We start from the raw sequence: 22,456 nt of genomic DNA on the forward strand, positions 1-22,456 counted from the left end.
GGCTTGGCGGCGGGATGGGGTGCTTTTAGGCTGCGGGGTATGAGATTGCAGACCTTCTTCGCCGCCCTCGGCCGCGCCATTGACTTGGTGGCCGAGTGCGCGGGTCTGTCTGAAGCTGACCTAGTCGCCCTCGGCGCCGCGCCTGCCGACGCCACCGTGTTCCTCTCCCTCCACCACACCTACTTCGGGCACACCTCATCGACGAAGAAGCAGCGCACGGCGGTCGAAGCCGCGCGCCGGCGGGGACACGGGCTGGTGACCTTGCAGCTTATCGAGCACTTCGTGGCCAAAGTTCGGGACCACAACAAAGCATGGGATTTGCGCGTGGAACTGTGCCAGACCAGCGCGGAGCTGGTGGAAAAGGTAGCGCGCAAGCGCCTGCGTCAAATGCGCAAGCCCCGCACGTATGCCGAGCGCGCCAAGCTCACCCAGCATGGCAACGGCCTGGCCACGCTCACGGTGACGGCGGACTCGCTCCAGCTGACGGGCGTATTTGAGGGTATCGACCAGGAACGCCCCGGCGAGAGCTTCCTAGAAAATCTGGAGGGCGGCGTCGTCAAGACTGAGGTTGCCACCATAGCGGTCCTGCAGCTCGATGACTACGCCGAGCTGCTCAAGGGCAATACCGACAAGGACGGCGAGGAGTTCATCGTCCGCACCACCAGTGGCGCGACGATGACCGGCTCGCAGCTGGTGGAGCGCGCTTTGCTGGACAAGGGGGTTATCGTGGCAGTCAGCCGCGAACACGGTCCGCTCGATGTCTTCCGCTTCCAGCGCTTCGCCACCGCCAAGCAGCGTCTCGCCTTGGCCGCGGAGAATCCCTGCTGCGCCTGGGAGGGCTGCAAGGTTCCCTTTGAGAAGTGCCAGATTCACCACATCAAGGCTTGGGCCCGCGGCGGGCCCACCAACATCCTCAACCTGGTGCCGCTGTGTCCGTACCACAACGGGGTCAACGACGATGATCCCGATGCCCCGCCCTCACGCGGCCGCATGGATCGCATCGGCGGGCGGGTGGCATGGATCCCGCCATACGACGCCTCGCCAGTCTTCACCAGCGCCTTCAACTAGCCACCACGCCCACCTTGGCAGCGCCCAGCTTGGCAGCACTCATCTTGGCAGCGTAAAGCCGGGCAAGGTGCATGATTGAACCGAACCCCGCAGGAAATCACCTCCTCGCGGGGCATTCGGTGTGCCGGCTTACCTCATGGAACTGATCATCCGCTCAAGCCTGTCCTGCAGGAATTTTGGCCGTGCCGGTTGGCCGGGCGGGCGGGCGGTTTAGCCGGCGTTGCGCAGCGCGGTGGCTAGCCCGTTCATCGTGACCTGGATGGTCTTGGACACTAGGAACTGGTCATCGCCGCGGCGGTAGCGGCGCAGCAACTCCAACTGGACGGCGTTGAGCGGAAGCAGGTAAGGATAGCGCCGCTTGAGTGAACGTGCTTGGCGCTGGTTCTCACTGACCAACTCTGCGTTGCCGGTGACCTTAAGGTAGACCTCGCGGGTGCGCTCAAATTCCTCGGATATCAGGCCAAAGATACGGTCTGCGGTGCCCTTGTCGTCGACCAAGTTGGCGTACAGGCGCGCCAGCTGCATCTCCGCCTTGGCCATGACCTGCGCCATGTTGGCAAACACGGAGCGGAAGAAGGGCCACGTACGGTACAGCTCGCGCAGCTCCTCCCAGCGCTTCTCTTCTCCAGCTCCGGTATCTGCTCCAGCCTTCTCGGTCGCTGCTACATCCGCTGTGGCATCTACCGCTCTTGCTGCACCTCCGGAGGCTGTCGATCCTCCAGAAGGTTGCTGAACCCACGCCGTCACCGCGCTGCCCACGCCGAACCAGCCCGGAATGTTGGTGCGGGATTGTGACCACGACAGCACCCAGGGAATCGCACGCAAATCCGTAATCGCGGTGGTCTGCTTGCGCGAGGTCGGGCGCGAGCCCAGGTTGAGCTCGCCAATCTCGTGCAGCGGGGTGGACTGGGTGAAGTAGGTGATGAACCCGGGGTCGTCGACAAGCTGGCGGTAGGCCACGCCACTCAACGCCGCCAGCTCGCGCATGATCTCGTAGGCGCGCTCCGGATCCGTAATGGGCTCGGTATCCAACAACGATGCCTCCAGCGCTCCGGAAACAAACGCCTCCAAGTGGCGGCGCGCAGTCTCCGGCGCACCATACTTCGCAGAAATCACCTCTCCCTGCTCGGTGATACGCACCGAACCCGACACCGCGCCCTTCGGCTGCGCCAAAATCGCGTCATACGTCGGGCCACCACCGCGGCCCACCGCCCCGCCGCGACCATGCGCCAGCCGCAACTCCACGCCGTGGCGCGCGCAGAGCTCAACGAGGGCCAGTTCGGCGTCGTACAGCGCCCAGTTCGCCTGCAAATAACCGCCGTCCTTGTTGGAATCCGAATACCCCAACATCACCTCTTGGACATCCCCGCGCGAGCGCAGATGCTCGCGGTACACGGGCACCTGCCACAGCTTCTCCAGGATGCCGGCGCCGGCCTTCAGATCCTCGATGGTTTCAAACAGCGGCACCACATCGACCTCGCTCAGTCCCACCTCCTTGAGTAGCACCATCGGCTCCAGAATGTCGGAGACCGTTCCCGTCATGGAGATGATGCAATGCGACACCGACTCCGGCCCAAAGTCCCGCACAGCGCGCGCCGCCGCACGGAAGATGCCCAGCTCCTTCGCGGTATCCTCGGTGAATTCCTTCTCAGCACCGGGGAAAAGCAGCGGCCGATTGGTCTGCAGCTCGCGCACGAGCAGCGCGACCTTCTCCTCCTCCCCCAGCGCGCGGTAGTCCGGGGTGATGGTAGCCGCGGCGAAAATCTCGGTGAGGACGTTCTCGAAGGACTCCGAATTCTGGCGCATGTCCAGCGTCGAAAGATGGAATCCAAACGTGGTTACCGCCGAGCGCAATCGAGCCAAGCGGTCATCGGCGATGATGTCGTCATTGAACTGGCGCAGCGAGCGGTCGATCACGTCCAGGTCACGTTTGAGTTCCTCCGGCGACGCATAGGCGCTTGGCGACGCCTCCCCTTCCAACCTCGCCAGCACCTTCTTCCGGATGCCGAAGATGGCCCGGCGGTAGGGTTCGTCGACGCGGGATTTTTCGTCGTTGTGGGAGGCGTCGGCAAGCGCGCCCAGCTCTTTGGAGCTGGAGGAATAGCGGTCTGATAGGGAGAGCTCGCGCTCCAGCTCGCCGAGCTCGTCGGCGTAGTACTGCAGCACCGTCGCCGCGGCCTTGCGGGTGGCATAGGTCAGGGTGTGCTCGTCGACGTACGGGTTGCCGTCATGGTCGCCGCCAATCCAGGAGCCGGGGCGGACAACGGGGGAATCGGGAAGCTGCTGGCCAAAGGTCTCACGCATGGCGTGGCGAATGGCGCGGTTGAGGGCAGGGACCTGGTCGAGCAGCGACAGCTTGTAGTAGCGCAGGCCGACGTCAATCTCGTCTTCGAGGGTGGGGCGGGCGATGCGAATCAGCGCGGTCTGCCAGAGCAGCGTCATGCGCAGATACATTTCCTTCTCGATTGCCGCCATGTCGCCGCCGCGGTGTGATTCTTTGAGGAGAGTCTTGATGCGGGTTTGCGTATCAAAGACGGTGCGGCGGCGGGTTTCGGTGGGGTGCGCGGTGAGAACGGGGGCGACGTGCGCGCCGCGGATGACGGAGGAGGCGTCGGTTGGCGTGACTCCTTCTTCCTTGAGCTTGGCGAATGTCTTGCGCAGGGAGACGGGCGCTTCAACGGACTCGTCATCCAGATCCTCTACGAGGTTGGCGATGAGCGCGAAATAGCTGAATGCGCGTGCCACGAGGTTGACCTTAGTGATGTCGAGATCGCGGAAGATGGCGACGAGGTCTTCGGGCTTTGCATCGCCGTGCGCCACGTCGAAGGCCATGCGGCGGGTCGATTCGACGAGCTCGAAGACGTCCTCGCCTTCCTGCTGCGCGATGACCCGGCCGAGCACCCGGCCGAGGAAGCGGATATCTTCGCGGACTTGTTCAGGGGCGGGTGTGCTCACGGCAAAGTGCCTTTCTGGGCGTGATGTGTTCAGCTAGCACATCTCAATGTAGCCCAGATCACTATTGGGCGATAGTTATTTAAGGAAAGAGCTTCCGGGCAGAATTAGTTAGCGAACGAGGGAAGCGAGCCACGCGGCGTGGAGGCGCGAGTCGCCGTTTTCTTCCGGATGGAAGCTCAACGCCGTGACGCATCCTTGGCGCACGCCCACAATCACCTCGCGCCCTGCGGCAGGACGAGTTCGCGCCCCGACACCACTTCCCTCGCCACCGGAAACAATGTCAGGTGCAGGGAGGGGCACGGTGGCGATGACCTCGACGCCCTCACCCGCGCGGGTAACGATGGGCGCGCGAATGAAGCTCGCCTCGATGGCTAGAGGCTCGCCGACTCCTGAGGCTCCTACACCGGACCACTGGCTTTGCATCGCGACGGGCACGGTGCGCTCCTCGGAGAAGCGCTGGTTTCCGAAGGCGTTGCGGCGCACGGTGACGTCGATAAGCCCCAGCGTCTGCTGGCCCGGGGCGGGGTTTTCCAGCTCGCGGGCGCTGTAGATGAGCCCCGCGCAGGTGGCCAAGACCGGCAGCCCATTTTCGACGGCGCGGCGCAGCGGCTCAGCGACGCCAAAAGAGCGCGCCAGCTTATCGATGGTGCTCGACTCGCCGCCCGGCAGAATGATTCCGTCCAGCCCGTCGAGATCCTGCGGCAGGCGCACCCGGCGCGTTGCAGCGCCGAGGCTCTCCAGCACAGCGATGTGCTCTTCCACTCCGCCTTGCAGCGCGAGCACGCCAACGAGCGGTCGCGTCGTGTCCGCCGCCGTCATCGTGCCCTGTGCGCACTCTATGTTCTTTGCGCGCACAGGTCCTACCAGCCGCGCTCAGCCAGGCGGTGCGGGGCGGGGATGTCGTTGACGTTGATGCCCACCATGGCCTCGCCCAGGCCGCGGCTGATCTTAGCCAGCTCTGCCGGTTGGTCGTAGAGGGTCGCCGCCTTCACGATGGCCTCCGCACGCTTCGCGGGCTCGCCGGACTTGAAGATGCCGGAGCCGACGAAGACGCCTTCGGCGCCCATTTGGCGGACGAGGGCGGCGTCGGCAGGCGTAGCCACACCACCAGCAACGAACAGCACGACCGGCAGCTTGCCGGTCTCCGCAACCTCAGCAACCAGGTCGTACGGTGCCTGCAACTCCTTGGCCGCCACGTAGAGTTCGTCGCGGTCGAGGTTCTGGAGGCGCGCGATTTCGCCCTTGATGGTGCGCAGGTGCTTGACGGCCTCGGAGACGTCGCCAGTGCCGGCCTCACCCTTGGAGCGGATCATGGCCGCGCCCTCGGTGATGCGGCGCAGGGCCTCGCCCAGGTTGGTAGCACCGCAGACGAAGGGCACGTCGAAATCCCACTTGTTGATGTGGTTGACGTAATCGGCGGGGCTGAGCACCTCGGACTCGTCGATGAAGTCCACGCCCAGCTCGCCGAGAATCTGCGCCTCCACGAAGTGGCCGATGCGGGCCTTCGCCATCACCGGGATGGACACGGCGTTGACGATGCCCTCGATGAGGTCCGGATCGGACATGCGGGCCACGCCGCCCTGGGCGCGGATATCGGCCGGCACGCGCTCCAGCGCCATGACGGCGGAAGCACCCGCGTCTTCAGCAATTCGTGCCTGCTCCGGGGTAACGACGTCCATGATGACGCCACCCTTGAGCATGTCAGCCAGTCCACGCTTGACGCGCGTCGTGGCGCGTCCCTGTTCATTCTTCTGTTCAGTCATGGCTCACATAGTGGCGCAGGAAATTGGTCCAAGACAAGAGCCATTTCCCGAGTGTTGAATTAGACCACTTATGATGGGGCCGTGTCTTTCCGTCTCGACCCATCTGATACGCGCGCGCTGCCGGTGCAGATCGCCGAAGCCCTCCGCACCCAAGTCGCGGCGGGCATTCTGCTGCCCGGCGAGCAAGTTCCGTCGACGCGATCGCTAGCCCGCGATTTGGGCGTTTCCCGAGGCAGTGTGGTCACCGCCTATGAACAGCTCACCGCCGAGGGCTACCTGACCGCGGCGGTTGGATCGGGCACCGTCATCAACCCGCACCTGCCCCACGGGCGCGCCCCGCAGCCTCATCCTGCGCCACGGCCCTCCCCTGCCCCACCGCGCGTGGAGTTGACCCCCGGTTTGCCCGATACAGCCGGAATCATCACCCCCGAATGGAGGGCGGCGTGGCGCAAGGCCGCGGTGGATCCTTCCGGCGATCTCCCCCGCGAGGTGGCCGCGCACCTGCGCCACATGCGCGGGCTGACCGTCGACCCGGCTTATGTCGTCATCACCGCCGGCGCCCGCGACGGGCTGTCGGTGCTGCTGCGCGCGCTGGGCGGCCATTTGCGCGTGGGCGTGGAATCCCCCGGCTACCCCAGCCTGCGCCGCATCCCCCAGGCCTTGGGGCACACGCTTGTCGACGTCCCCACTGACGCCCACGGCGTCACCGTCCCCACCGTTGACCTCGACGTTCTCATCGTCACCCCCTCCCACCAGCACCCCTATGGCGGTTCGCTGCCGGCTGCCCGGCGCGCGGAGCTCGTCGAGTGGGCGCGCGGCAATGACGTGCTCATCATCGAGGATGATTTCGATTCCGAGCTGCGCTACGTCGGCCAGCCCTTGCCCGCGCTCACCGCGCTCGCCCCGGAACACACGGTGTTGCTGGGCACGTTTTCCTCGGTGATTTCGCCGTCGATTGCGTGTGGCTATCTGGTCGTGCCGCCGAACCTGCGCGCGGGCGTGGACCGCGTGCGGGAGGTCTTCGGCCAGCCCGTCGGCTCTATTCCCCAGGCGGCGCTGGCGAACTACCTGGCCAGCGGGGCGCTGCGGCGGCATACCGGGCGGATGCGCCGTGCTTACAAGCGTCGCCGCGACCTCGTCCAAGCCGCGCTGGAAGACACCCCAGCTACCCTTCTGCCCATCCACGGCGGGCTCCACGCGGTGTTGTTGTGTGAGGAGGGCGTCGTCCAGCGCGCGGCCGATCTGGGCCTCACGCTGACCCCGCTGCGCGATTATTGGGGCGGCGCGCCCGCCGAGGAAGGCGTGGTCTTGGGCTTTGGGCATTTGAGCGACGTCGAACTCGCCGCCGCGCTGGAGCTGGTCAAGCAGGCTTTAACTAGCTGACACGTAGCTGGCCTGGCGCGTAGCTGCCCTATCGCATACAAGGCTAGCTAGCGCTGGCCAAAGTAACGGTGGCGAGGGTGCGGCCTGTCGGTTGCTCGCTGCCGCCTGCGGGTTCCTCGGTGACCATGACTTTGACTGCCGCGCCGTCGAAGGGCATCCATACCCCATCGTGTGGGTCCTGGCCGATGACCCCCGCCGAAGCCATGCCGCCATCGGCGCTGACTGCCCATACCTGGGCGCCCATGCCATCGGCGAGCTGCGGCTGGCCATCCACCATCGCGCCGGATTTCGCCATCGACGCCGAAGACACGATATCCAGCTGTGCGCCCGATGCATCGGCGTTGCCCTGCATGAGATCCTCTGCCCCCATGATGGCGTGCATCGACTTCTCGCCGGGCGATTCAGCTTCTACCCGCGCGCTATCGCTCGTCTGATTCTGCGAGTCATCGGACTGCAACAAGGGCGGCACGGCAACCATGCCTACTACGAGGACCGCCGCGGCAGCCGGCACCGCCACGAAGGTCCGCCAACGGCGGCGCGGAAGCTCGATGACCTCGGCAGCTTCGCCACCGTTAATTTCCGCAAAGACGGCATCTTTCATTCGCGCCGGTGGCTCGACCTCGGGGAGGGAATCGAGGAAGTCATCGAAAGTCTCATCAGAAAACTCATGCGTGTTGCTCATCTTCCCTCCTTTCCGAGAACCGCTTTTAGCTTCTTTATGCCATCGCGCACACGCGTCTTCGCCGTACCCAGCGGTACTCCCGTTGATTCTGCCAGCTCAGCATGCGTCAAACCATCGAAAAAAGCGAGCGCCACCGCGGTGGAATGCGGCTCCCCAATCTCGTCGACTGCCCGGCGCAGGAGGTGAGCCTCCACATTGTTCAGGGCTTCGTCTTCGATCGGCTCAGCAAAAGTGGCGTGCTCAAGCTTCGAGTCGCGGTCATCGCGCTGTACTGCGGCCACATGGCTGCGCAGCTTATCGACGGCCCTCCCATGCGCCAACCTGCCCACCCACGACCGCGCGTTTCCTCGCTGCGGGTCAAACTTCGCAGCGGAGGTCCAGACCTCAACGAAGACATCTTGAGCAACTTCCTCTGCTAAGGCGGGATTGCGCAGAACGCTCAGGCAAACGCTGTACACGGTGGGCGCGAGGGCGTCGTAAAGCGCGCTGAAGGCATGCTTGTCTGCGGAAGCGGTCTGAACCAAAAGGCGGTTCAGCCGCTCGTGTTCATTGGGGGACATCGCAGGCACGGGTGTTGAGCTTACCTCCAGCAGCGGGGTGGACATGGCAGTTTTACTTAGTCATTTCCTCGCTCGGGGCCATCATCTCCGAGCTGGGCATCATGTCCATGTCTTCCTTCTTGTCGTTGCAGGCAACCAACCCGCTGGCGGCAACAGCAAGTGCAGCGGCGACAGTAACAAGCTTCTTCATTTCGGTGCTCCTTCTTCAAGCAATCGGGGCTCGGCTTTTCCGGGCCCTGTATCTGACTATTCGGAGCCGCCCCGCGATGCGGATTGGATGGATTTAAAACCAATCCGTTTTTCACTCGTGCTCCGAACTAGTTGCATACCCACACCGCACACCAAGCGAAGGAGTACAGCATGCTATCAACGCTGTTCATCGGGTTTACCGGTGGCCTTATCACGGGCATCTCGCCCTGCATCTTGCCGGTCTTGCCGCTGGTCCTCGCCGTTAGCGGCGGCTCACGGTGGCGGCCATGGCAGGTCGTAGGCGGACTCGTCACAAGTTTCAGCCTCGTCACGCTGTTTGCGACAACGCTGCTCAATTCCCTAGGACTGCCCGCCGACATCCTGTGGAAGGTGGGAATCGTGCTGCTCGTTCTCGTGGGCCTGGGAATGGTGTTTCCCCGCGTGCAAGAAATCCTTGAGTGGCCTTTCCAGAAACTCCCGAAAGCTGGCAGCTTGCAATCCAAGGCCCGCGGCAAAGGCGGGTTCGTCGTCGGCTTGGCCATGGGCGTTGTCTTCGTCCCCTGCGCCGGCCCTGTACTCGCCGCCATCTCCGTGGCGGGCGCCACTGGGACTGTCGACGCCCACATCCTCGCCCTCTGCCTCTCCTTCGCCCTCGGCGTGGCCATCCCCCTGCTGGCTTTCGCTTTGGGTGGCAACGAGATGGAAAAACGCGTCGATGCCTTCCGCTCTCACCAGCGCGGGGTGCGCATCACCGCGGGAGTGGTAGTTATCGCCATGGCTGGTGCGATTTCACTCGGCGCGCCCGCCTGGCTGCAGCAGAAGCTCCCCAGCATCAACGCCGACGCCACCCCAGTTGAGCAGGCCGCCCGAACAGCCGAAGGAACCCCAGTGCCCGCGTTCGCGGGGTTGACCGGCTGGTTCAACACGGATCTGCCGGTCGATCCGCGTACCTCTGGCAAGGTCACCCTCATCGATTTCTGGGCCTATGCCTGCATCAACTGCCAGCGCAACAACACGCACCTGACCAAGCTCTATGCGCACTACAAGGACTACGGCCTCGACATCGTCGGCATCCACGCGCCGGAATACGCTTTCGAGCACGAGGCAGCCAACGTGCGCCGCGCGGCCCGCGAGCAAGGAATCGAATACCCGGTGGCGCAAGACAATGACTTCGCCACGTGGAAGAACTTTGGGAATCGGTACTGGCCGGCGCACTATGTCGTCGACAAGCACGGCATGCTGCGCCAATCCCACCATGGCGAGGGCGACTACGCCGAGACCGAGCGCCTCATTCGTGAGCTTCTCCTCGAGCGCGACCCCAGCATAGAGCTACCCGAACCAATCGAGACCGCCGATGCGAACATCGCGCCGCGCTCGCCGGAGACGTACCTCGGCACCGCACGCGCACAGTATTTCACCAACCCCGATTACCGCGACGGCACGCGCCAGTTCACCATGAACGAGCCGCCGTTAGGTCAATATTCGCTGGGCGGGACGTGGACGCTGGCCGCCCAGCCCATCACCGCCGGACCTCACGCGCGCCTGCGACTGAACTACCGCGCCGCCTGGGTACAGCTCGTGGCATCAGGGCAAGGAACGGTTCGCGTGCATCGCGCCGATGGTTCGGTCCGCACCTTCGACATCACCGAGGACGGCACGGTGGATCTCGTCCGGGAACCTGACAATCACACCGAAACAATCGAGTTGGAAATAAGCGAAGGCCTCTCGCTGTATTCTTTTACTTTTGGCTAGCGTGGAGTTCATGAAGCTATCTCTCCATGGACAATCCGCCGTGGCCGTCGAGGCGCCCCAGGGTCGCATCGTTATCGACCCCGGTCCCCTCTCTGACCTGAGCTGCCTCGAAGGCGCAAAAGCGGTGCTGCTCACGCACGCACACGGTGACCACCTCGACGTCGATGCCGTGCGCGGGAGCGGCCTGCCGGTGTGGGGAACGCGGGAGGCTATCGACGCCCTCGGCTCCGGCACCATCGTGCATGCTGGAGAGACGTTTACAGTTCTGGGCCTTGAGATTCACGCGGTGGGCGGCCTCCACGAGGAGATCCACCCCAATATCCCGCGCCCGGAGAACCTGGGTTATTTCTTCGGCGGCGTGCTGCACCCCGGCGACCAGTGGGTTGTCTCGGAAGGACTCACGGTAGACGTGCTCCTGCTCCCCATCGCCGGCCCGTGGGTGCGCGGGGCGGATGCCGCGGATTACGCCATGCGCATCGGTGCGCGGCTTACGGTTCCCATCCATGACGCCGTGCTTTCCGACGCCGGCAAGCAGATCACCGACGGCATGCTCCAACGCGCCGGGGTGAGCGGCTATCGGCGCCTGCGGGTTGGTGAAAGCATCGAAATCTAAGCCGAACCAACCGCTCGGTCTATTTTTATTCTCGGGCTTGCCTGCGGTTTCTAGAAAACCACTAACGGCACTGAACCGCTTGGTCTAGCCTTTCCTGACATGAGCACCAAATACGATAATTCCAAAGTCAACGAGTGGTCCTTTGCCACCCGCGCCCTCCACGCCGGCCAGAACCTGGACGGCTCCACCAACGCACGCAACGTGCCGATTTACCAAACCACCTCGTATGTCTTCAACGACGCCGAGCACGCCGCCAACCGCTTCAACCTCTCGGATGCCGGCCCGATTTATACCCGCCTGACCAACCCCACGCAGGACGCGCTGGAGGAGCGCCTCGCTTCCCTCGAAGGTGGCGTGGCCGCCGTGGCTTTCGCCTCCGGCCAGGCCGCCGAGACCGCTGCCATCCTGAACCTGGCCTCCGCCGGCGACCACATCGTCACCTCCCCGCGCCTCTACGGTGGCACCTCCACCCTCTTTACCGTGACCTTGAAGCGCCTCGGCATTGACGTCACCCTCGTCGAGAACCCCGACGACCCGGCCTCCTGGCAGGACGCCGTCCAGCCCAACACCAAGGCTTTTTACGGCGAGACCTTCGGCAACCCAGTCGCCGATGTCCTCGACATCCCCGCCATCGCCGAGGTAGCCCACAAGAACCAGGTCCCGCTCATCGTGGATAACACCATCGCCACCGGCGCGCTCGCCCGCCCGCTGGAGCTGGGCGCAGACATCGTCGTGGTCTCCACCACCAAGTTCTACAGCGGCAACGGCTCCGCCATCGGTGGTGCCATCATCGACGGTGGCTCCTTCGACTGGACCGTCGAGCGCGACGGCGAGCCCGTCTTCCCCTACTTCGTCACCCCGGACGAGGCCTACCACGGCCTCAAGTACGCCGACCTGGGCGCACCGGCCTTCGCCGTCAAGGCGCGTGCGGGCCTGCTGCGCGATACGGGTGCCGCCATCTCCCCATTCAACGCCTGGCTGACGCTGAATGGCATTGAGACGTTGCAGTTGCGCGTCGAGAAGCACAATGCCAACGCCCAGGCCGTGGCCGAGTACCTGGAGTCCCACGCCAAGGTCACGAAGGTCAACTACGCCGGCCTGGAGTCCTCGCCTTACAAGGCCACCAAGGAGAAGCTGGGCTATGACTACACCGGCTCCGTGCTCTCCTTCGACATCGACGGCGGCCGCGATGAGGCGTGGGTGTTTATCGATGCGCTGAAGCTGCACTCGAACCTGGCCAACATCGGCGATACCCGCTCCCTGGTGGTGCACCCGGCGACCACCACGCACTCCCAGTCCGACGAGGCAGCGCTCAAGGCCGCGGGCATTACGCAGGCCACGGTGCGCCTGTCCGTCGGTATTGAGGACGTCAACGACATCATCGCCGACCTCGAGCGTGGGTTCGCGGCCATTGGTTAGCGCCATCCCGGAGCTCGCGCCCGAAGGCGAGCTCGCCGTCGTCCCCATCGGTGACTTCACCACCGAAGCAGGCGCCGTGCTTGCCGACGCCTCCCTGGCCTACCAACGCTGGGGCGCTTTCGCCGGCGACCCGGACGGCGTCAACAATGTCTTGGTGGTCGAGCACGCGCTGACCGGGGATTCCAACGTGGCGGACTGGTGGTCCGACCTGGTGGGCCCGGGCAAGGCCCTGGACACCACGCGCTGGTGCGTTATCGCGACCAATGCGCTGGGTGGCTGCAACGGCTCGACGGGGCCAAAGTCGCTGCACCCGGATGGAAAGCCGTGGGGCGGGCGCTTCCCGGCGCTGTCGATTCGGGACTTGGTGGAGGCCGAATACGACTGCTTGACGCAACTGGGCATTTCCCGCGTGCACGCGGTGCTCGGCGGCTCGATGGGCGGGGCGCGGACTCTGGAGTGGAGCTTGCTGCACCCGGAAAGCGTGTCGGCGGTATGTGTGATTGCGGTGTCGGCCCGGGCTTCGGGCTGGCAGATTGGCATCCAATCCGCGCAGATTTCCGCCATTGAGCGCGACCCGTTTTGGCATGGCGGCAATTACTACCTCACGGACAAGACTCCGCGGGATGGCCTGGCGGCGGCGCGCCGTATCGCGCACTTGACGTATCGCGGCGAGCAGGAAATCGACGAGCGCTTCGGCGCTACCGCACAGCAAGGCGAGAATCCCTTGGGGCCGCACCGCCAGCTGAACCAGCGTTTCGCGGTGAACTCCTACCTGGATTACCAGGGGGCGAAACTCACCGAGCGCTTCGATGCGGGTTCCTACGTGGTTCTCACGGAGGCGCTGAACCGGCATGACGTCGGCCGCGGGCGCGGCGGGCTCATCAAGGCGTTGGCGGCCTCCCAGGTACCAACGATGGTGGTGGGCGTGGACACGGATATCCTCTACCCCTATCACCAGCAGGAGCACATCTCCCGCAACGTCAACCAGCTGCTGGCGATGGCCAAGATTGTCTCACCCGTGGGCCACGATGCTTTTCTGACGGAGACCCGGCAGATGAACCGTATCCTGCGCAACTTCCTGCTGCTCTCGGCGCCAAATGGCTTAGACGTGGGCCCTGCGTACGTGGGCGACGAGTATTACATTTAAGAAGCCGTTTGGCTCTTTCCGGGAGCCAAACGCGTTACGATCCAAGCGCGTCGATGGAAAAGGCCATGAACACCATCGCCGCGCCCAAGATGCCTGTAAAGCAGGCGTCGAAGCGCCGGGAGCGCACCGCGAGCACGCCGACCCGCGAGGAATCGCAGGTCAGGCGGACCACCGTCAGCCACACCAGCGCCCCGCCCAGCAGCAGCGTGGCGCGGCGCCAGTGCTCGAACACGGCATAGAAGCCCGACACCACAACCGCCGCCACGAACAAGCCGATGGCCAACCACTGAAGAGCCGGCGGCAGCGCCGAGGGCTTCAGGTGCGCATCGTGCGGGTTCGATAAAGACACCGGCGGCGCAGTTTTCCCGCGCGGCTGTGCTGGTTGGTCAGACATACTCACTACTCGAGCGCTCGACTTCACGCACTACTGAGCGGCGAGCTTTTCGGCGCGCTCGACGATGTTGCTCACCAGGAACGCGCGCGTCAGCGGGCCCACGCCGCCCGGGTTCGGGGAAACGTAGCCGGCCTTCTCCCACACGTCCTCAGCCACGTCGCCGGCGAGTTTGCCGTCAACGCGGGACACGCCGACGTCGAGAACCGCAGCACCTTCCTTGACCATGTCGGCGGTGAGCATGTGTGCCTTGCCAGCGGCCGCGATGATGACATCGGCCTCACGGGTCTCCGCGGCCAAGTCCTTGGTGCCGGTGTGGCACAGCGTCACCGTGGAATTCTCGCTGCGGCGAGTCAGCATCAGGCCAATTGGGCGGCCCACGGTCACGCCGCGACCGATGACCACGACCTTGGCACCATCGAGCTCCACGCCGAAGCGGCGCAGCAGGTGGATGCAACCGTTCGGCGTGCACGGCAGCGGGGCGTCCTCGTTGAGCACCAGCTTGCCCAGGTTGATCGGGTGCAGGCCATCGGCGTCCTTGGCCGGGTCGATGAGCTCGAGCACGCGGTTTTCATCCAGGTGCTTCGGCAGCGGTAGCTGCACGATGTAGCCGGTGCAGGCATCGTCATTGTTGAGCTCTTCGATGACGCGCTCGAGTTCTTCCTGGGTAACGTCGCCAGGCAGGTCCTTGCGAATCGAATTGATTCCGAGCTTCTCGCAATCGCGGTGCTTCATCTTCACGTAGGAATGCGAACCCGGATCATCGCCCACCAGGACCGTGGCCAGTCCCGGGGTAATCCCCTTCTCCTTGAGGGCGGCCACGCGCTGGGCCAGGTCCTCAAAAATCTCGTCGCGGTACAAGTTGCCATCTAGTTTGGTAGCGCTCATGCCCACCATCCTAGACTGATGCCTATGAGCAGCTTGCACATCGTCTTCGACAACCCCGTGATCCCCACCAACACCGGCAACGCCATCCGCACCGCCGCCGTCACGGGCGCGAGCCTGCACCTCATCGAGCCGCTCGGCTTCAACTTCGAGGACAAACACCTCAAGCGCGCGGGCCTGGACTACCACGACCTGGCGGATCTCAAAATCCACAAAGACTTCGACGCCTGCATGGAAGCCCTGCCCGGTGCGCGGGTCTTCGCCTTCACCACCCACACAGATAAGTGGTTCACGGACATCGACTACCAGGAGGGGGACGTCCTCCTCTTCGGCACCGAGCCCACTGGCCTGCCGGAAGAGCACGCCTTCCATCCGCGTGTCACCGAACGCGTGCGCATCCCCATGATGCCGGCTAGGCGCTCGATGAATCTATCCAACGCGGCGTCGACGGCCGTGTACGAGGCCTGGCGCCAGCTCGGCTTCCGTGGCGCGGTCTAACAAGTCGCGGCACAATGTGGGTGGACTTTCACAACGAAGGAGAAACCTTGCCTAGCCTGCGCCCACTTCTTGATTCCCTCACTACCCGCATCGAAGCTTCGTCTGCCGCGCACGCCGCGCAGATCGCGCGCGTGGATCCCGTCCACCGCCCCGGCGCGGTTAACCTCGTGCGCTACATGGAATTGCGCTCCCAGGACGCCGTCGAAATCCAGGAAGGCCTCACGGCATTGGGCGCCACGAGCCTTAGCCATCCAGAGCCCGCGGTGCTTGAGCGCCTCCACGCCGCGCGCAACGTGCTCGACGCCTTCGATGGCCACGCACCGACCTACCCCGTGCAGCCGATTGCCACGGCCTATGCGGACGCGGACGATATCCTCGACGCCAACACCGAAGCCCTCCTCGGCCCCACTCAGGAGGACACCCACGCGCGCATCATGGTGACCCTTCCCACCGAGGCCGCAGATGACTATGAGCTGGTCCTCGGTTTCGCCCGCGCGGGCATGGAACTCGCCCGCATCAACTGCGCCCACGATGGCCAGGATGCCTGGCAGAAAATGGTGGCACACGTCCACCGCGCCGCCGAGGAGGTGAGGCGCGAGATCCTGATTTCCTGCGATATTGCGGGCCCCAAGGTCCGCACCGGCAGCATCGAGCCGGGTCCGCAGGTCATTCGCGTGCGCGGCGAGCGCACCGCGGCAGGTGAGCTGCTGAGCCCGGCAACGCTCGTGCTTCACGATGCCCCCTCCTCTACCCGCGCCCACGGGGTGGCGGGGGAGGCGTCGCCAAGCGCGGCACGCCCGGCGGTAGCGCTGGAGGTGGATGGCGAGTGGTTGGCGCGCCTGCACCCCGGCAGCGAGGTGCGCTTCACGGAAGCGCGCGGGCGCTCGCGTGTGTTCACCGTGGAGAGCGCGGAAGCAGGCGTGGCGGTGCTGCACGGTGATCGCAACTGCTACCTCGCCGAGGGAACGGTGTTGAGCCACGGCGGGGACACCACGCAGGTGCATGGGGTTCCGGCACTGGAGCAGAAGATTCGCCTGCACCGCGGCGAGGAGTTGGTGCTGAGCACTTCGCAGGAGCCGGCGCGCATCGTTGAGGGCGAGGTGACCACCATTGGGTGCACGCTGCCGGAGGTGGTCGGTGCGCTGGAGGTGGGCCACCGGGTGATTTTCGATGATGGCGCAATCTCCGGCCGCGTCCACGAGGTGCGGGACAACGGCGCTGAGCGCGAGGCTGTCATCACCGTGGAGCACGCCGGGCCCACCGGCACCAACCTGGCCGCCTATAAGGGAATCAACCTGCCGGATACTGACGTCCCGCTGCCCAGCCTCACCGAGGAAGACATCGAAGCGCTGCGTTTTGTGGCCACGCACTGCGATATCGCAGCGGTTTCCTTCATCCGCACTCCAGCTGATGTGGCCTTCCTCTATGACACGCTCGAGGAGATTGCCGCCGAGCAGGAGTCCGAGGAGATGGCGCAGCGCGTGCGTGACCTGGGCATCGTGCTCAAGATTGAGACGGTGCCGGCCTATGAGCAGCTGGGAAGCGTATTGCTGGAGGGCATGCGACATGCCAAGTTCGGCATCATGATTGCGCGCGGCGACTTGGCCGTGGAGTTGGGATTCGAGGAGATGGTCCAGGTACCGGGGCGGATCATGAAGGTCGCGGAGGCGGCACACATCCCGGTCATCATGGCCACGCAGGTGCTGGAGACCCTGGCCAAGACGGGGCTTCCCTCCCGCGCGGAAATCACGGACGCGGGCTATGCGCTGCGCGCGGAGTGCGTCATGCTCAACAAAGGCCCTCACATCACGGAGGCCATCCAGATTCTGGACCGCATGTCCCGCAAGCTGGGCCAGTCGCGGCTGAAGAACCGCCAAAAGCTGCGCCAGGTGAGCAGCTGGACCAACTAATTCAGGCAACATGTAGGAAACGCGGCGCCCCGAGCGCCGCGTGGTGAGGATCACCTAACCGAAAGCGGCGAAAACTAGACAGACCTATATTTACTTAGGTTAACCTATAACGGTAATGCTTTAGAGGAAGAGAGCTCACCGTGAAGTTGTCTGGGTGCCCACGGCAAACCGCCGACGCCATCCCCATGGGATGCACCATCACCTTGGGAAACGAGTGCATTTCCTGCACCTGCGACGCCGCTTTAGCGGTGCGCCTCGGCGAGCTGGGCATCCGCCCCGGCGCCACGCTGACCATGGGCCCGCGCGTGGCCGGCGGCGCCCGCGTTGTCTCGGTGGGCAGCTGCCGCTACGCCATCGACAAGGCAACACTGCAAGCCATCGAGGTCTAAACCATGGCCACCACGAAACCCAGCTGCCACGGCGATCCGGGCGGCGCGCTAGCCCCTGCCGGAGCACCCATCATCGCGCTCGTCGGCTCCCCGAATTCCGGCAAGTCCACACTCTTTAATGCCCTGACCGGCGCGAAGGCGCAGACCGGCAATTGGCCGGGAACCACCGTTGAGGTCAGCCGCGGTGCGTGGAAGCTGGGTGAATCCACCGCCGATCTCATCGACTTCCCCGGCACCTACTCGCTCGATCCGCTCAGCCCCGATGAGGCGCTCACCCGCGCCATGCTCATCGATTGCCCCGATGATGAGCGCCCCGACGCCGTCGTCGTGGTCGTCGATGCCAGCGCCGTCGCGCGCGGCCTCAACGTGGCCCTCCAGTTGGCGGAGCAGCCCTATCGCCTCATCATCGCGCTGACGAAGACCGACGTGGCGCTCAACCAGGGTCAAGTGGTTGACGCTGCTGCACTCACCGAGGCCACCTCCATCCCGGTGGTGGAGGTTGATGGGCGTAAGCGAGAGGGCGTTGAGAAGCTGCGCGAGGTCGTCGTGGAGTCTTTGGCGCACCACCCGGTGCAGCTGCGCGAGGACACCGGCCTGGAGGGCCGCTTCGCGGAGCTGGATGCGGCGGCGAAGGCCTCGGTGAGCGAGGTCGAGCATGCCACGCCACTCTCCCACCGCCTCGATGCGGTAGCCCTTCACCCGGTCGTGGGGCCACTGCTGTTCTTGGCCGTGATGTGGCTGGTCTTCCAGATCACCACCACGGTGGCCGCTCCCCTCCAGGATGGCCTGGAGGCGTTGGTCTCCGGCCCCTTGAGCGATTGGGCACGGGCGGGGCTTGAAGCCATCGGCTTAGGTCATCCCCTCGTTACGGGCTTGCTTGTCGACGGCCTCATCGGCGGCGTCGGCATGGTCCTCACCTTTGCCCCGCTCATGGCGCTGATGTTCTTGTGCTTGGCGGTGCTGGAGGATTCCGGCTACATGGCGCGCGCGGCGGTGGTGACCGACCGCCTTATGCGGGCCATAGGCTTGCCGGGCAAGGCCTTTATCCCCATCGTGGTGGGCTTTGGCTGTAACGTGCCGGCGATCTCGGCCACGCGCGTGCTGGGAAGCCCGCGGCATCGCATTATGACGGCGCTGCTCATCCCGTTTACCTCGTGCTCGGCGCGCTTGGTGGTCTTCGTCATGCTTTCGGCCACGTTCTTCCCAGAGCACGCCGGCAGCGTGGTGTTCATCATGTACGTCATTTCCATCGCGCTGCTCGTGCTGGTGGGTTTGGCGCTGCGCAAGACGCTGTGGCGCGCGGTGCCTGAGGAAGCGCTGGTTATTGACTTGCCGACGTACCAGCTGCCCACCGTGCGTCTGGCGCTGAGCGTGATGTGGACGCGATTGAAGGGCTTCCTGCAGACCGCCGGCGGCATCATCGTGACTACCGTGGTCGTGGTGTGGCTGCTCATGGCCATCCCGGTTGGGGCCGCGGTGCACGAGACCACCTTGGGCGAGCCACCAGCGCCGGAGGATTCCGCCTATGGCGCGGTCTCGCGCACCATCGCCCCGGCCTTTGCCCCGGCTGGTTTCGACTCGTGGTCCCTGGCGGGCCCGCTGGTGACGGGCTTTGTGGCCAAGGAGGCGCTGATTTCGACGTGGGCGCAGACCTATGCCGTCGACGACGTCACCGACGCCTCCGCGGAGGAACAATCCCACAGCGCGCTCAGTGACCACGTGCGTCAAGATTTCGACCGCGCCTCCGGTGGCCATCCCCTCGCCGCGGTGTGGGCCTACATGCTCTTCCTGCTGGCCTACACTCCGTGCGTGGCCACGATTGCCGCGCAGCGCCGCGAGATTGGCTGGCGCTGGACGCTCTTTGGCTTCGGCATTCAGCTGGCCACCGCGTGGGTGCTGGCAGTGGCGGCCTTCCAGATTCTGAGGGTGTTTATCTAGTGTCCGCTTCGCCCATTCACGCCGTACAGCAAGCCATTGAGTCCGGAGTGCGCTCGCGCGTAGCCATCGCGGCGCAGACCGGGCTGGAACCCGGCACGGTCGATGTCATCCTGGACCACCTCACCGCCAGCGGGGTGCTCGATATGGAGCCGCTCGGCTCCTGCCCCGCGGGCGGATGCGGGTCTTGTTCGGCGGCCTCAACGTGTGCCGGCCCCAGCAGCACCCGCGGACCGGTGCTGCTTAAGCTTCGTCGCCGGGCTTAAGCTTCGTCGCCGCTGCTAGGAGCAGGCGCAGACTCTAGGGCGGGGAGGCGGCGGGAGCGCAAGCGGGTAAGGAGTTCGGAGGCGTCGGCAGGCGTGAGGTCCTGGCCGGCCATCTTGACTGGGCCCGCCACAAGGTCGAAGCGCACGGTGCGCACGCCCGCGAGGTGACCCAACGGCCCCACCTTGAGAGTGAGCTCCTGGATGTGCGGGGTGCCAATCACCATGACGCGGCGGTTGATGCGGCCGCGATGCACGATGGTCACCGGCTGAGGCGATTCCACCAGCGTCACCGACTGCTGCTTGCGGTCGATGGGGCTGACCCAGGTGGCCCGGCGCGGGGAGGTATAGGTGGGCTGGGTGTGGCCTTCGGGGCGCGCATAGTCCTCAATCTGCGCGCGGTCTAGATCGGAGATGAGGGCTAGCAACTCCAGCGCCTGCTCCCGGGTGCCCACCGGCAGGATGCGCGTAGAACCAGATTGCTTGCCGCCGCCCTTCGCGCCATACCCGGCCACCGAGACGTGCACCTCGTACCAGCCGAAGCGCCTCCACAGGAAAGGCTGGCTCACCCGCACGCCGTGGATGCGACTGATGCGGATGGTTTGGCGGCGGCGGTCGGCAAGACCGTAGGAGACGTTGAGGGCGTTGGCGGGGGCGTCGTGAAGCGCGGTGAATTTCCAGGAGGAATCTACCAGCCCCCACACCCGCCCCACGAAGCCCACGATGATGGGCAGCAGCGCGGTCCACATCCCGGGGAGGAAGAGCAGGCCGCCGATGACGAGTGCGGTAACCAACGTGGGCAGGCGCAAAGCCTCAGCGGCAATCGTGCGCAGGATGGGAATCTCCGGGATCAAGGCGGCGGGGGTTTCCGGCGCTGGCTCACTGGCAGGCCCCTTATTTGTGCGCCGCAGCAGCTCCGCGCGCAGCTCCTCCGCTGTCGCCTTGGTCAGGTACTCGATTTTGATGACGGAGGAGGTGCCGCCCGCGGTCTCCACACGGACTGCGGCCAAGCCCAATAGGCGCGCGATGATGGATTCCACGACATCCACCGCCTGGATACGCTCGTAGCGCGCGGAGCGGAAGGACGTTGAGATGACGCCGTGGCGCAGCGCGATTTCATCCTCGGTGAGCTTGTAGCCCAGCTTGCGCCACCAAATTCCGGAGACCAGCCAAATCATCGCACACACCAGCACGAAGGCACCGATGCCCAGCAGGGTGCCGCGGCCGACCTCACCCAAGTGCCCACCCTGCACGTAGGACAGGACATCCGACACCATGGAGGCGTTGACGTTCACCGCGAGAACGGCCACCAGCGCCAGAATCAGCGACCAAAAACGCAGCAGCGGGGTGAGGCGGTGGACGCGGGTGTAGCCGTCGGCGTCGATAAGCGCGCGGTCCTTCACAGCCCACTCATCCTCTCGCGGGCCTTGACGGCGAGGCGCTCGCGCAGGGCGTCGGCGTCGGCAGCAAGGAGGCCGGGGATGGTGGCGTCGCTGCTGGGCGACGCCGTGTGCAGCTTCACCTTTTTCAGCCCCATCGCCCGCTCGACGGGGCCGGCGGTGACGTCGACGAACTGGATGCGGCCGTAGGGCACGACGGTGAAGGTGTGCCAGATTTTTCCGCGGGTGACCAGTAATTCATCGGCGGTTTCCTGCCAGCCCAGGTTTTTCACCTGCGCGGGGATGAGCCACAGTTCGTAGAGTGCCCACGCAACGAGCGCGCCGGCTACCCAATAGAGCCAATCCCACCAGAAATATGCCGCCGCGGCCGCCAGGACGGCGAGGATAATGTCCCAGCTCAAATTCGTGATGTAGCGGGCTTTCGTGAGTGACGGGGATACGGGGTTCATGCCAACACACTAACACGAACCCTTGACAAGTCGTTGGGTTTATACAACACTGTGGTGCATGTCCCCAAAGAAAAAGCCAACCCGCCCACTATTTAACCGGGTCCGCGTGCTCCGCGTTGAACGGGACATGACGCGCGCACAGCTTGCCGCCGCCATCGGGGTCAACCCCCAAACCATTGGCGCCCTCGAGCGTGGCGACCACTCCCCCAGCCTGGATCTCGCCTTCAATATCTGCGAGGTCTTTGACTTGCCCGTGGAAGCCGTATTCTCCCGGACCGAATTCACCCCCATGTCCTCCGAAATCTACCGAAAGGACTAACTCGCTCATGTCCGCCGTCACCATTCCCGATTCCGTTAAGACCCGCAAGCGCTACATCACCCTGGCCGATCTCTCCTCCTGCCTCATCATCCTGTCCCTCCCCCTGCAGTTCTGGGACTCCTTTACCTCACTCATGGTGGCCTGCCTCGGAACGCTGCTCACCGCGCTGCTGACCGCCCGCCTGCGCGGAGCGATAGGTGCCGCAGACCTGCCCACGACGGAGCTCGATGAGTACCAAATGCAGCAGCACGTCGAAGCCCGCGACGACGGCCTCAAGTTCTCCCTCGCAGCACTCGTCATCTTGCTGCCAGTGACTGGCCTTATCGCCTGGGGTGCCCGAACCATGCCCATCATGGACGGCGTGTTCGTGTCCCAGCTCTACCTCAAGATCATCCTGCTGCTCATGGTGTGGGTGCCATTCTCGGTGGCCCGTTCCCTGGCGGGAAAGATGAACCGCGACGAGCTCATCTCAAAGGAATAAACCTC

Annotated in this window: 23 protein-coding genes; 13 read left to right on the forward strand and 10 right to left on the reverse strand. The window is 64.8% G+C overall.

Features of this window, described 5'->3' with window-relative positions; translation table 11 throughout:
• Positions 1–39 precede the first annotated feature (39 nt).
• Entirely contained in the window at positions 40–1,068 is a 1,029-nt protein-coding gene (locus HMPREF2604_RS08640; protein WP_083299225.1) for an HNH endonuclease signature motif containing protein, read from the forward strand.
• A 210-nt stretch (positions 1,069–1,278) separates the two neighbouring features.
• Here the strand turns inward: HMPREF2604_RS08640 and ppc are convergent, their stop codons facing one another.
• The 3 genes from ppc to pdxS form a co-directional block, all read right to left on the reverse strand.
• On the reverse strand, positions 1,279–4,023 hold the full coding sequence (gene ppc, locus HMPREF2604_RS08645; protein ID WP_070564934.1) for a phosphoenolpyruvate carboxylase: 2,745 nt from the start codon (positions 4,021–4,023) through the stop codon (positions 1,279–1,281).
• A 108-nt stretch (positions 4,024–4,131) separates the two neighbouring features.
• Positions 4,132–4,842: a pyridoxal 5'-phosphate synthase glutaminase subunit PdxT gene (pdxT, locus tag HMPREF2604_RS08650; RefSeq protein ID WP_070564937.1), complete on the reverse strand. Its 711-nt coding sequence runs from the start codon at positions 4,840–4,842 to the stop codon at positions 4,132–4,134.
• Positions 4,843–4,883: 41 nt separating this feature from the next.
• Positions 4,884–5,786, reverse strand: coding sequence for a pyridoxal 5'-phosphate synthase lyase subunit PdxS (pdxS, locus tag HMPREF2604_RS08655; protein WP_070521426.1), 903 nt, complete (start codon positions 5,784–5,786; stop codon positions 4,884–4,886).
• Positions 5,787–5,867: 81 nt separating this feature from the next.
• Here pdxS and HMPREF2604_RS08660 point away from each other — a divergent pair, with 81 nt between their 5' ends.
• Complete coding sequence (locus HMPREF2604_RS08660; RefSeq protein WP_070564940.1) at positions 5,868–7,169, forward strand: MocR-like pyridoxine biosynthesis transcription factor PdxR; 1,302 nt, start codon at positions 5,868–5,870, stop codon at positions 7,167–7,169.
• Between the two features lie 43 nt (positions 7,170–7,212).
• On the opposite strand, the gene HMPREF2604_RS08665 is transcribed toward HMPREF2604_RS08660, so the two are convergent.
• Genes HMPREF2604_RS08665 through HMPREF2604_RS14120 form a run of 3 tightly spaced genes read right to left on the reverse strand, consistent with a single transcriptional unit; the run spans position 7,213 to position 8,601 of the window.
• A complete protein-coding gene (locus tag HMPREF2604_RS08665; protein WP_070564944.1) occupies positions 7,213–7,851 on the reverse strand; it encodes an anti-sigma factor in 639 nt (212 codons plus the stop codon).
• Positions 7,848–8,456 (reverse strand): sigma-70 family RNA polymerase sigma factor, encoded by a 609-nt coding sequence (locus HMPREF2604_RS08670; RefSeq protein ID WP_070564946.1) that lies wholly within the window; start codon positions 8,454–8,456, stop codon positions 7,848–7,850. The genes HMPREF2604_RS08665 and HMPREF2604_RS08670 overlap by 4 nt, the downstream gene beginning before the upstream one ends.
• 7 nt (positions 8,457–8,463) lie before the next feature.
• A complete protein-coding gene (locus HMPREF2604_RS14120; RefSeq protein WP_167595548.1) occupies positions 8,464–8,601 on the reverse strand; it encodes a hypothetical protein in 138 nt (45 codons plus the stop codon).
• A gap of 170 nt (positions 8,602–8,771) precedes the next feature.
• On the opposite strand from HMPREF2604_RS14120, the gene HMPREF2604_RS08675 reads away from it, so the two are divergent.
• The 4 genes from HMPREF2604_RS08675 (at position 8,772) to HMPREF2604_RS08690 (ending at position 13,531) form a co-directional block, all read left to right on the forward strand.
• Positions 8,772–10,352 carry a cytochrome c biogenesis protein CcdA gene (locus tag HMPREF2604_RS08675; RefSeq protein WP_070564949.1) on the forward strand — a complete coding sequence of 527 codons (1,581 nt, stop codon included), beginning with the start codon at positions 8,772–8,774 and terminating at the stop codon, positions 10,350–10,352.
• 10 nt (positions 10,353–10,362) lie between these two features.
• The gene (locus HMPREF2604_RS08680; RefSeq protein WP_070565085.1) at positions 10,363–10,965 is read left to right on the forward strand and encodes an MBL fold metallo-hydrolase; all 603 of its coding nucleotides are present in this window, start codon (positions 10,363–10,365) and stop codon (positions 10,963–10,965) included.
• Positions 10,966–11,064: 99 nt separating this feature from the next.
• Complete coding sequence (locus HMPREF2604_RS08685) at positions 11,065–12,384, forward strand: O-acetylhomoserine/O-acetylserine sulfhydrylase (RefSeq protein WP_070521440.1); 1,320 nt, start codon at positions 11,065–11,067, stop codon at positions 12,382–12,384.
• The gene (locus HMPREF2604_RS08690; RefSeq protein WP_246818403.1) at positions 12,377–13,531 is read left to right on the forward strand and encodes a homoserine O-acetyltransferase MetX; all 1,155 of its coding nucleotides are present in this window, start codon (positions 12,377–12,379) and stop codon (positions 13,529–13,531) included. Before HMPREF2604_RS08685 ends, HMPREF2604_RS08690 begins: the two co-directional genes overlap by 8 nt.
• 34 nt (positions 13,532–13,565) lie before the next feature.
• Here HMPREF2604_RS08690 and HMPREF2604_RS08695 read toward each other — a convergent pair whose 3' ends face one another.
• Complete coding sequence (locus HMPREF2604_RS08695) at positions 13,566–13,880, reverse strand: DUF3017 domain-containing protein (protein WP_046648384.1); 315 nt, start codon at positions 13,878–13,880, stop codon at positions 13,566–13,568.
• Positions 13,881–13,955: 75 nt separating this feature from the next.
• Positions 13,956–14,810 carry a bifunctional methylenetetrahydrofolate dehydrogenase/methenyltetrahydrofolate cyclohydrolase gene (locus tag HMPREF2604_RS08700; RefSeq protein WP_070521445.1) on the reverse strand — a complete coding sequence of 285 codons (855 nt, stop codon included), beginning with the start codon at positions 14,808–14,810 and terminating at the stop codon, positions 13,956–13,958.
• A gap of 24 nt (positions 14,811–14,834) precedes the next feature.
• On the opposite strand from HMPREF2604_RS08700, the gene HMPREF2604_RS08705 reads away from it, so the two are divergent.
• The 5 genes from HMPREF2604_RS08705 (at position 14,835) to HMPREF2604_RS08725 (ending at position 19,805) form a co-directional block, all read left to right on the forward strand.
• Entirely contained in the window at positions 14,835–15,305 is a 471-nt protein-coding gene (locus HMPREF2604_RS08705; protein WP_070521448.1) for a tRNA (cytidine(34)-2'-O)-methyltransferase, read from the forward strand.
• Between the two features lie 14 nt (positions 15,306–15,319).
• Entirely contained in the window at positions 15,320–17,215 is a 1,896-nt protein-coding gene (locus HMPREF2604_RS08710) for a pyruvate kinase (protein WP_070521452.1), read from the forward strand.
• A 140-nt stretch (positions 17,216–17,355) separates the two neighbouring features.
• A complete protein-coding gene (locus HMPREF2604_RS08715) occupies positions 17,356–17,604 on the forward strand; it encodes a FeoA family protein (protein WP_070521454.1) in 249 nt (82 codons plus the stop codon).
• A 3-nt stretch (positions 17,605–17,607) separates the two neighbouring features.
• Positions 17,608–19,542 carry a ferrous iron transport protein B gene (gene feoB / locus HMPREF2604_RS08720; protein WP_070521457.1) on the forward strand — a complete coding sequence of 645 codons (1,935 nt, stop codon included), beginning with the start codon at positions 17,608–17,610 and terminating at the stop codon, positions 19,540–19,542.
• A complete protein-coding gene (locus tag HMPREF2604_RS08725; RefSeq protein WP_070521461.1) occupies positions 19,542–19,805 on the forward strand; it encodes a FeoC-like transcriptional regulator in 264 nt (87 codons plus the stop codon). Before feoB ends, HMPREF2604_RS08725 begins: the two co-directional genes overlap by 1 nt.
• Here HMPREF2604_RS08725 and HMPREF2604_RS08730 read toward each other — a convergent pair.
• Together HMPREF2604_RS08730 and HMPREF2604_RS08735 are read right to left on the reverse strand one after the other, a co-directional pair.
• The gene (locus tag HMPREF2604_RS08730; RefSeq protein WP_070521463.1) at positions 19,802–21,205 is read right to left on the reverse strand and encodes a PH domain-containing protein; all 1,404 of its coding nucleotides are present in this window, start codon (positions 21,203–21,205) and stop codon (positions 19,802–19,804) included. The genes HMPREF2604_RS08725 and HMPREF2604_RS08730 overlap by 4 nt on opposite strands.
• Complete coding sequence (locus HMPREF2604_RS08735; protein WP_070521467.1) at positions 21,202–21,651, reverse strand: PH domain-containing protein; 450 nt, start codon at positions 21,649–21,651, stop codon at positions 21,202–21,204. The genes HMPREF2604_RS08730 and HMPREF2604_RS08735 overlap by 4 nt, the downstream gene beginning before the upstream one ends.
• 58 nt (positions 21,652–21,709) lie before the next feature.
• Between HMPREF2604_RS08735 and HMPREF2604_RS08740 the strand changes: the two genes are divergently transcribed.
• Both HMPREF2604_RS08740 and HMPREF2604_RS08745 read left to right on the forward strand, forming a co-directional pair.
• Positions 21,710–21,970 carry a helix-turn-helix transcriptional regulator gene (locus HMPREF2604_RS08740; RefSeq protein ID WP_070521471.1) on the forward strand — a complete coding sequence of 87 codons (261 nt, stop codon included), beginning with the start codon at positions 21,710–21,712 and terminating at the stop codon, positions 21,968–21,970.
• 7 nt (positions 21,971–21,977) lie between these two features.
• Positions 21,978–22,451 carry a hypothetical protein gene (locus HMPREF2604_RS08745; protein WP_070521473.1) on the forward strand — a complete coding sequence of 158 codons (474 nt, stop codon included), beginning with the start codon at positions 21,978–21,980 and terminating at the stop codon, positions 22,449–22,451.
• The last annotated feature ends 5 nt before the right edge of the window (positions 22,452–22,456 follow it).

This window comes from Corynebacterium sp. HMSC055A01, from assembly GCF_001809405.1.
GTDB lineage: Bacteria > Actinomycetota > Actinomycetes > Mycobacteriales > Mycobacteriaceae > Corynebacterium > Corynebacterium hesseae.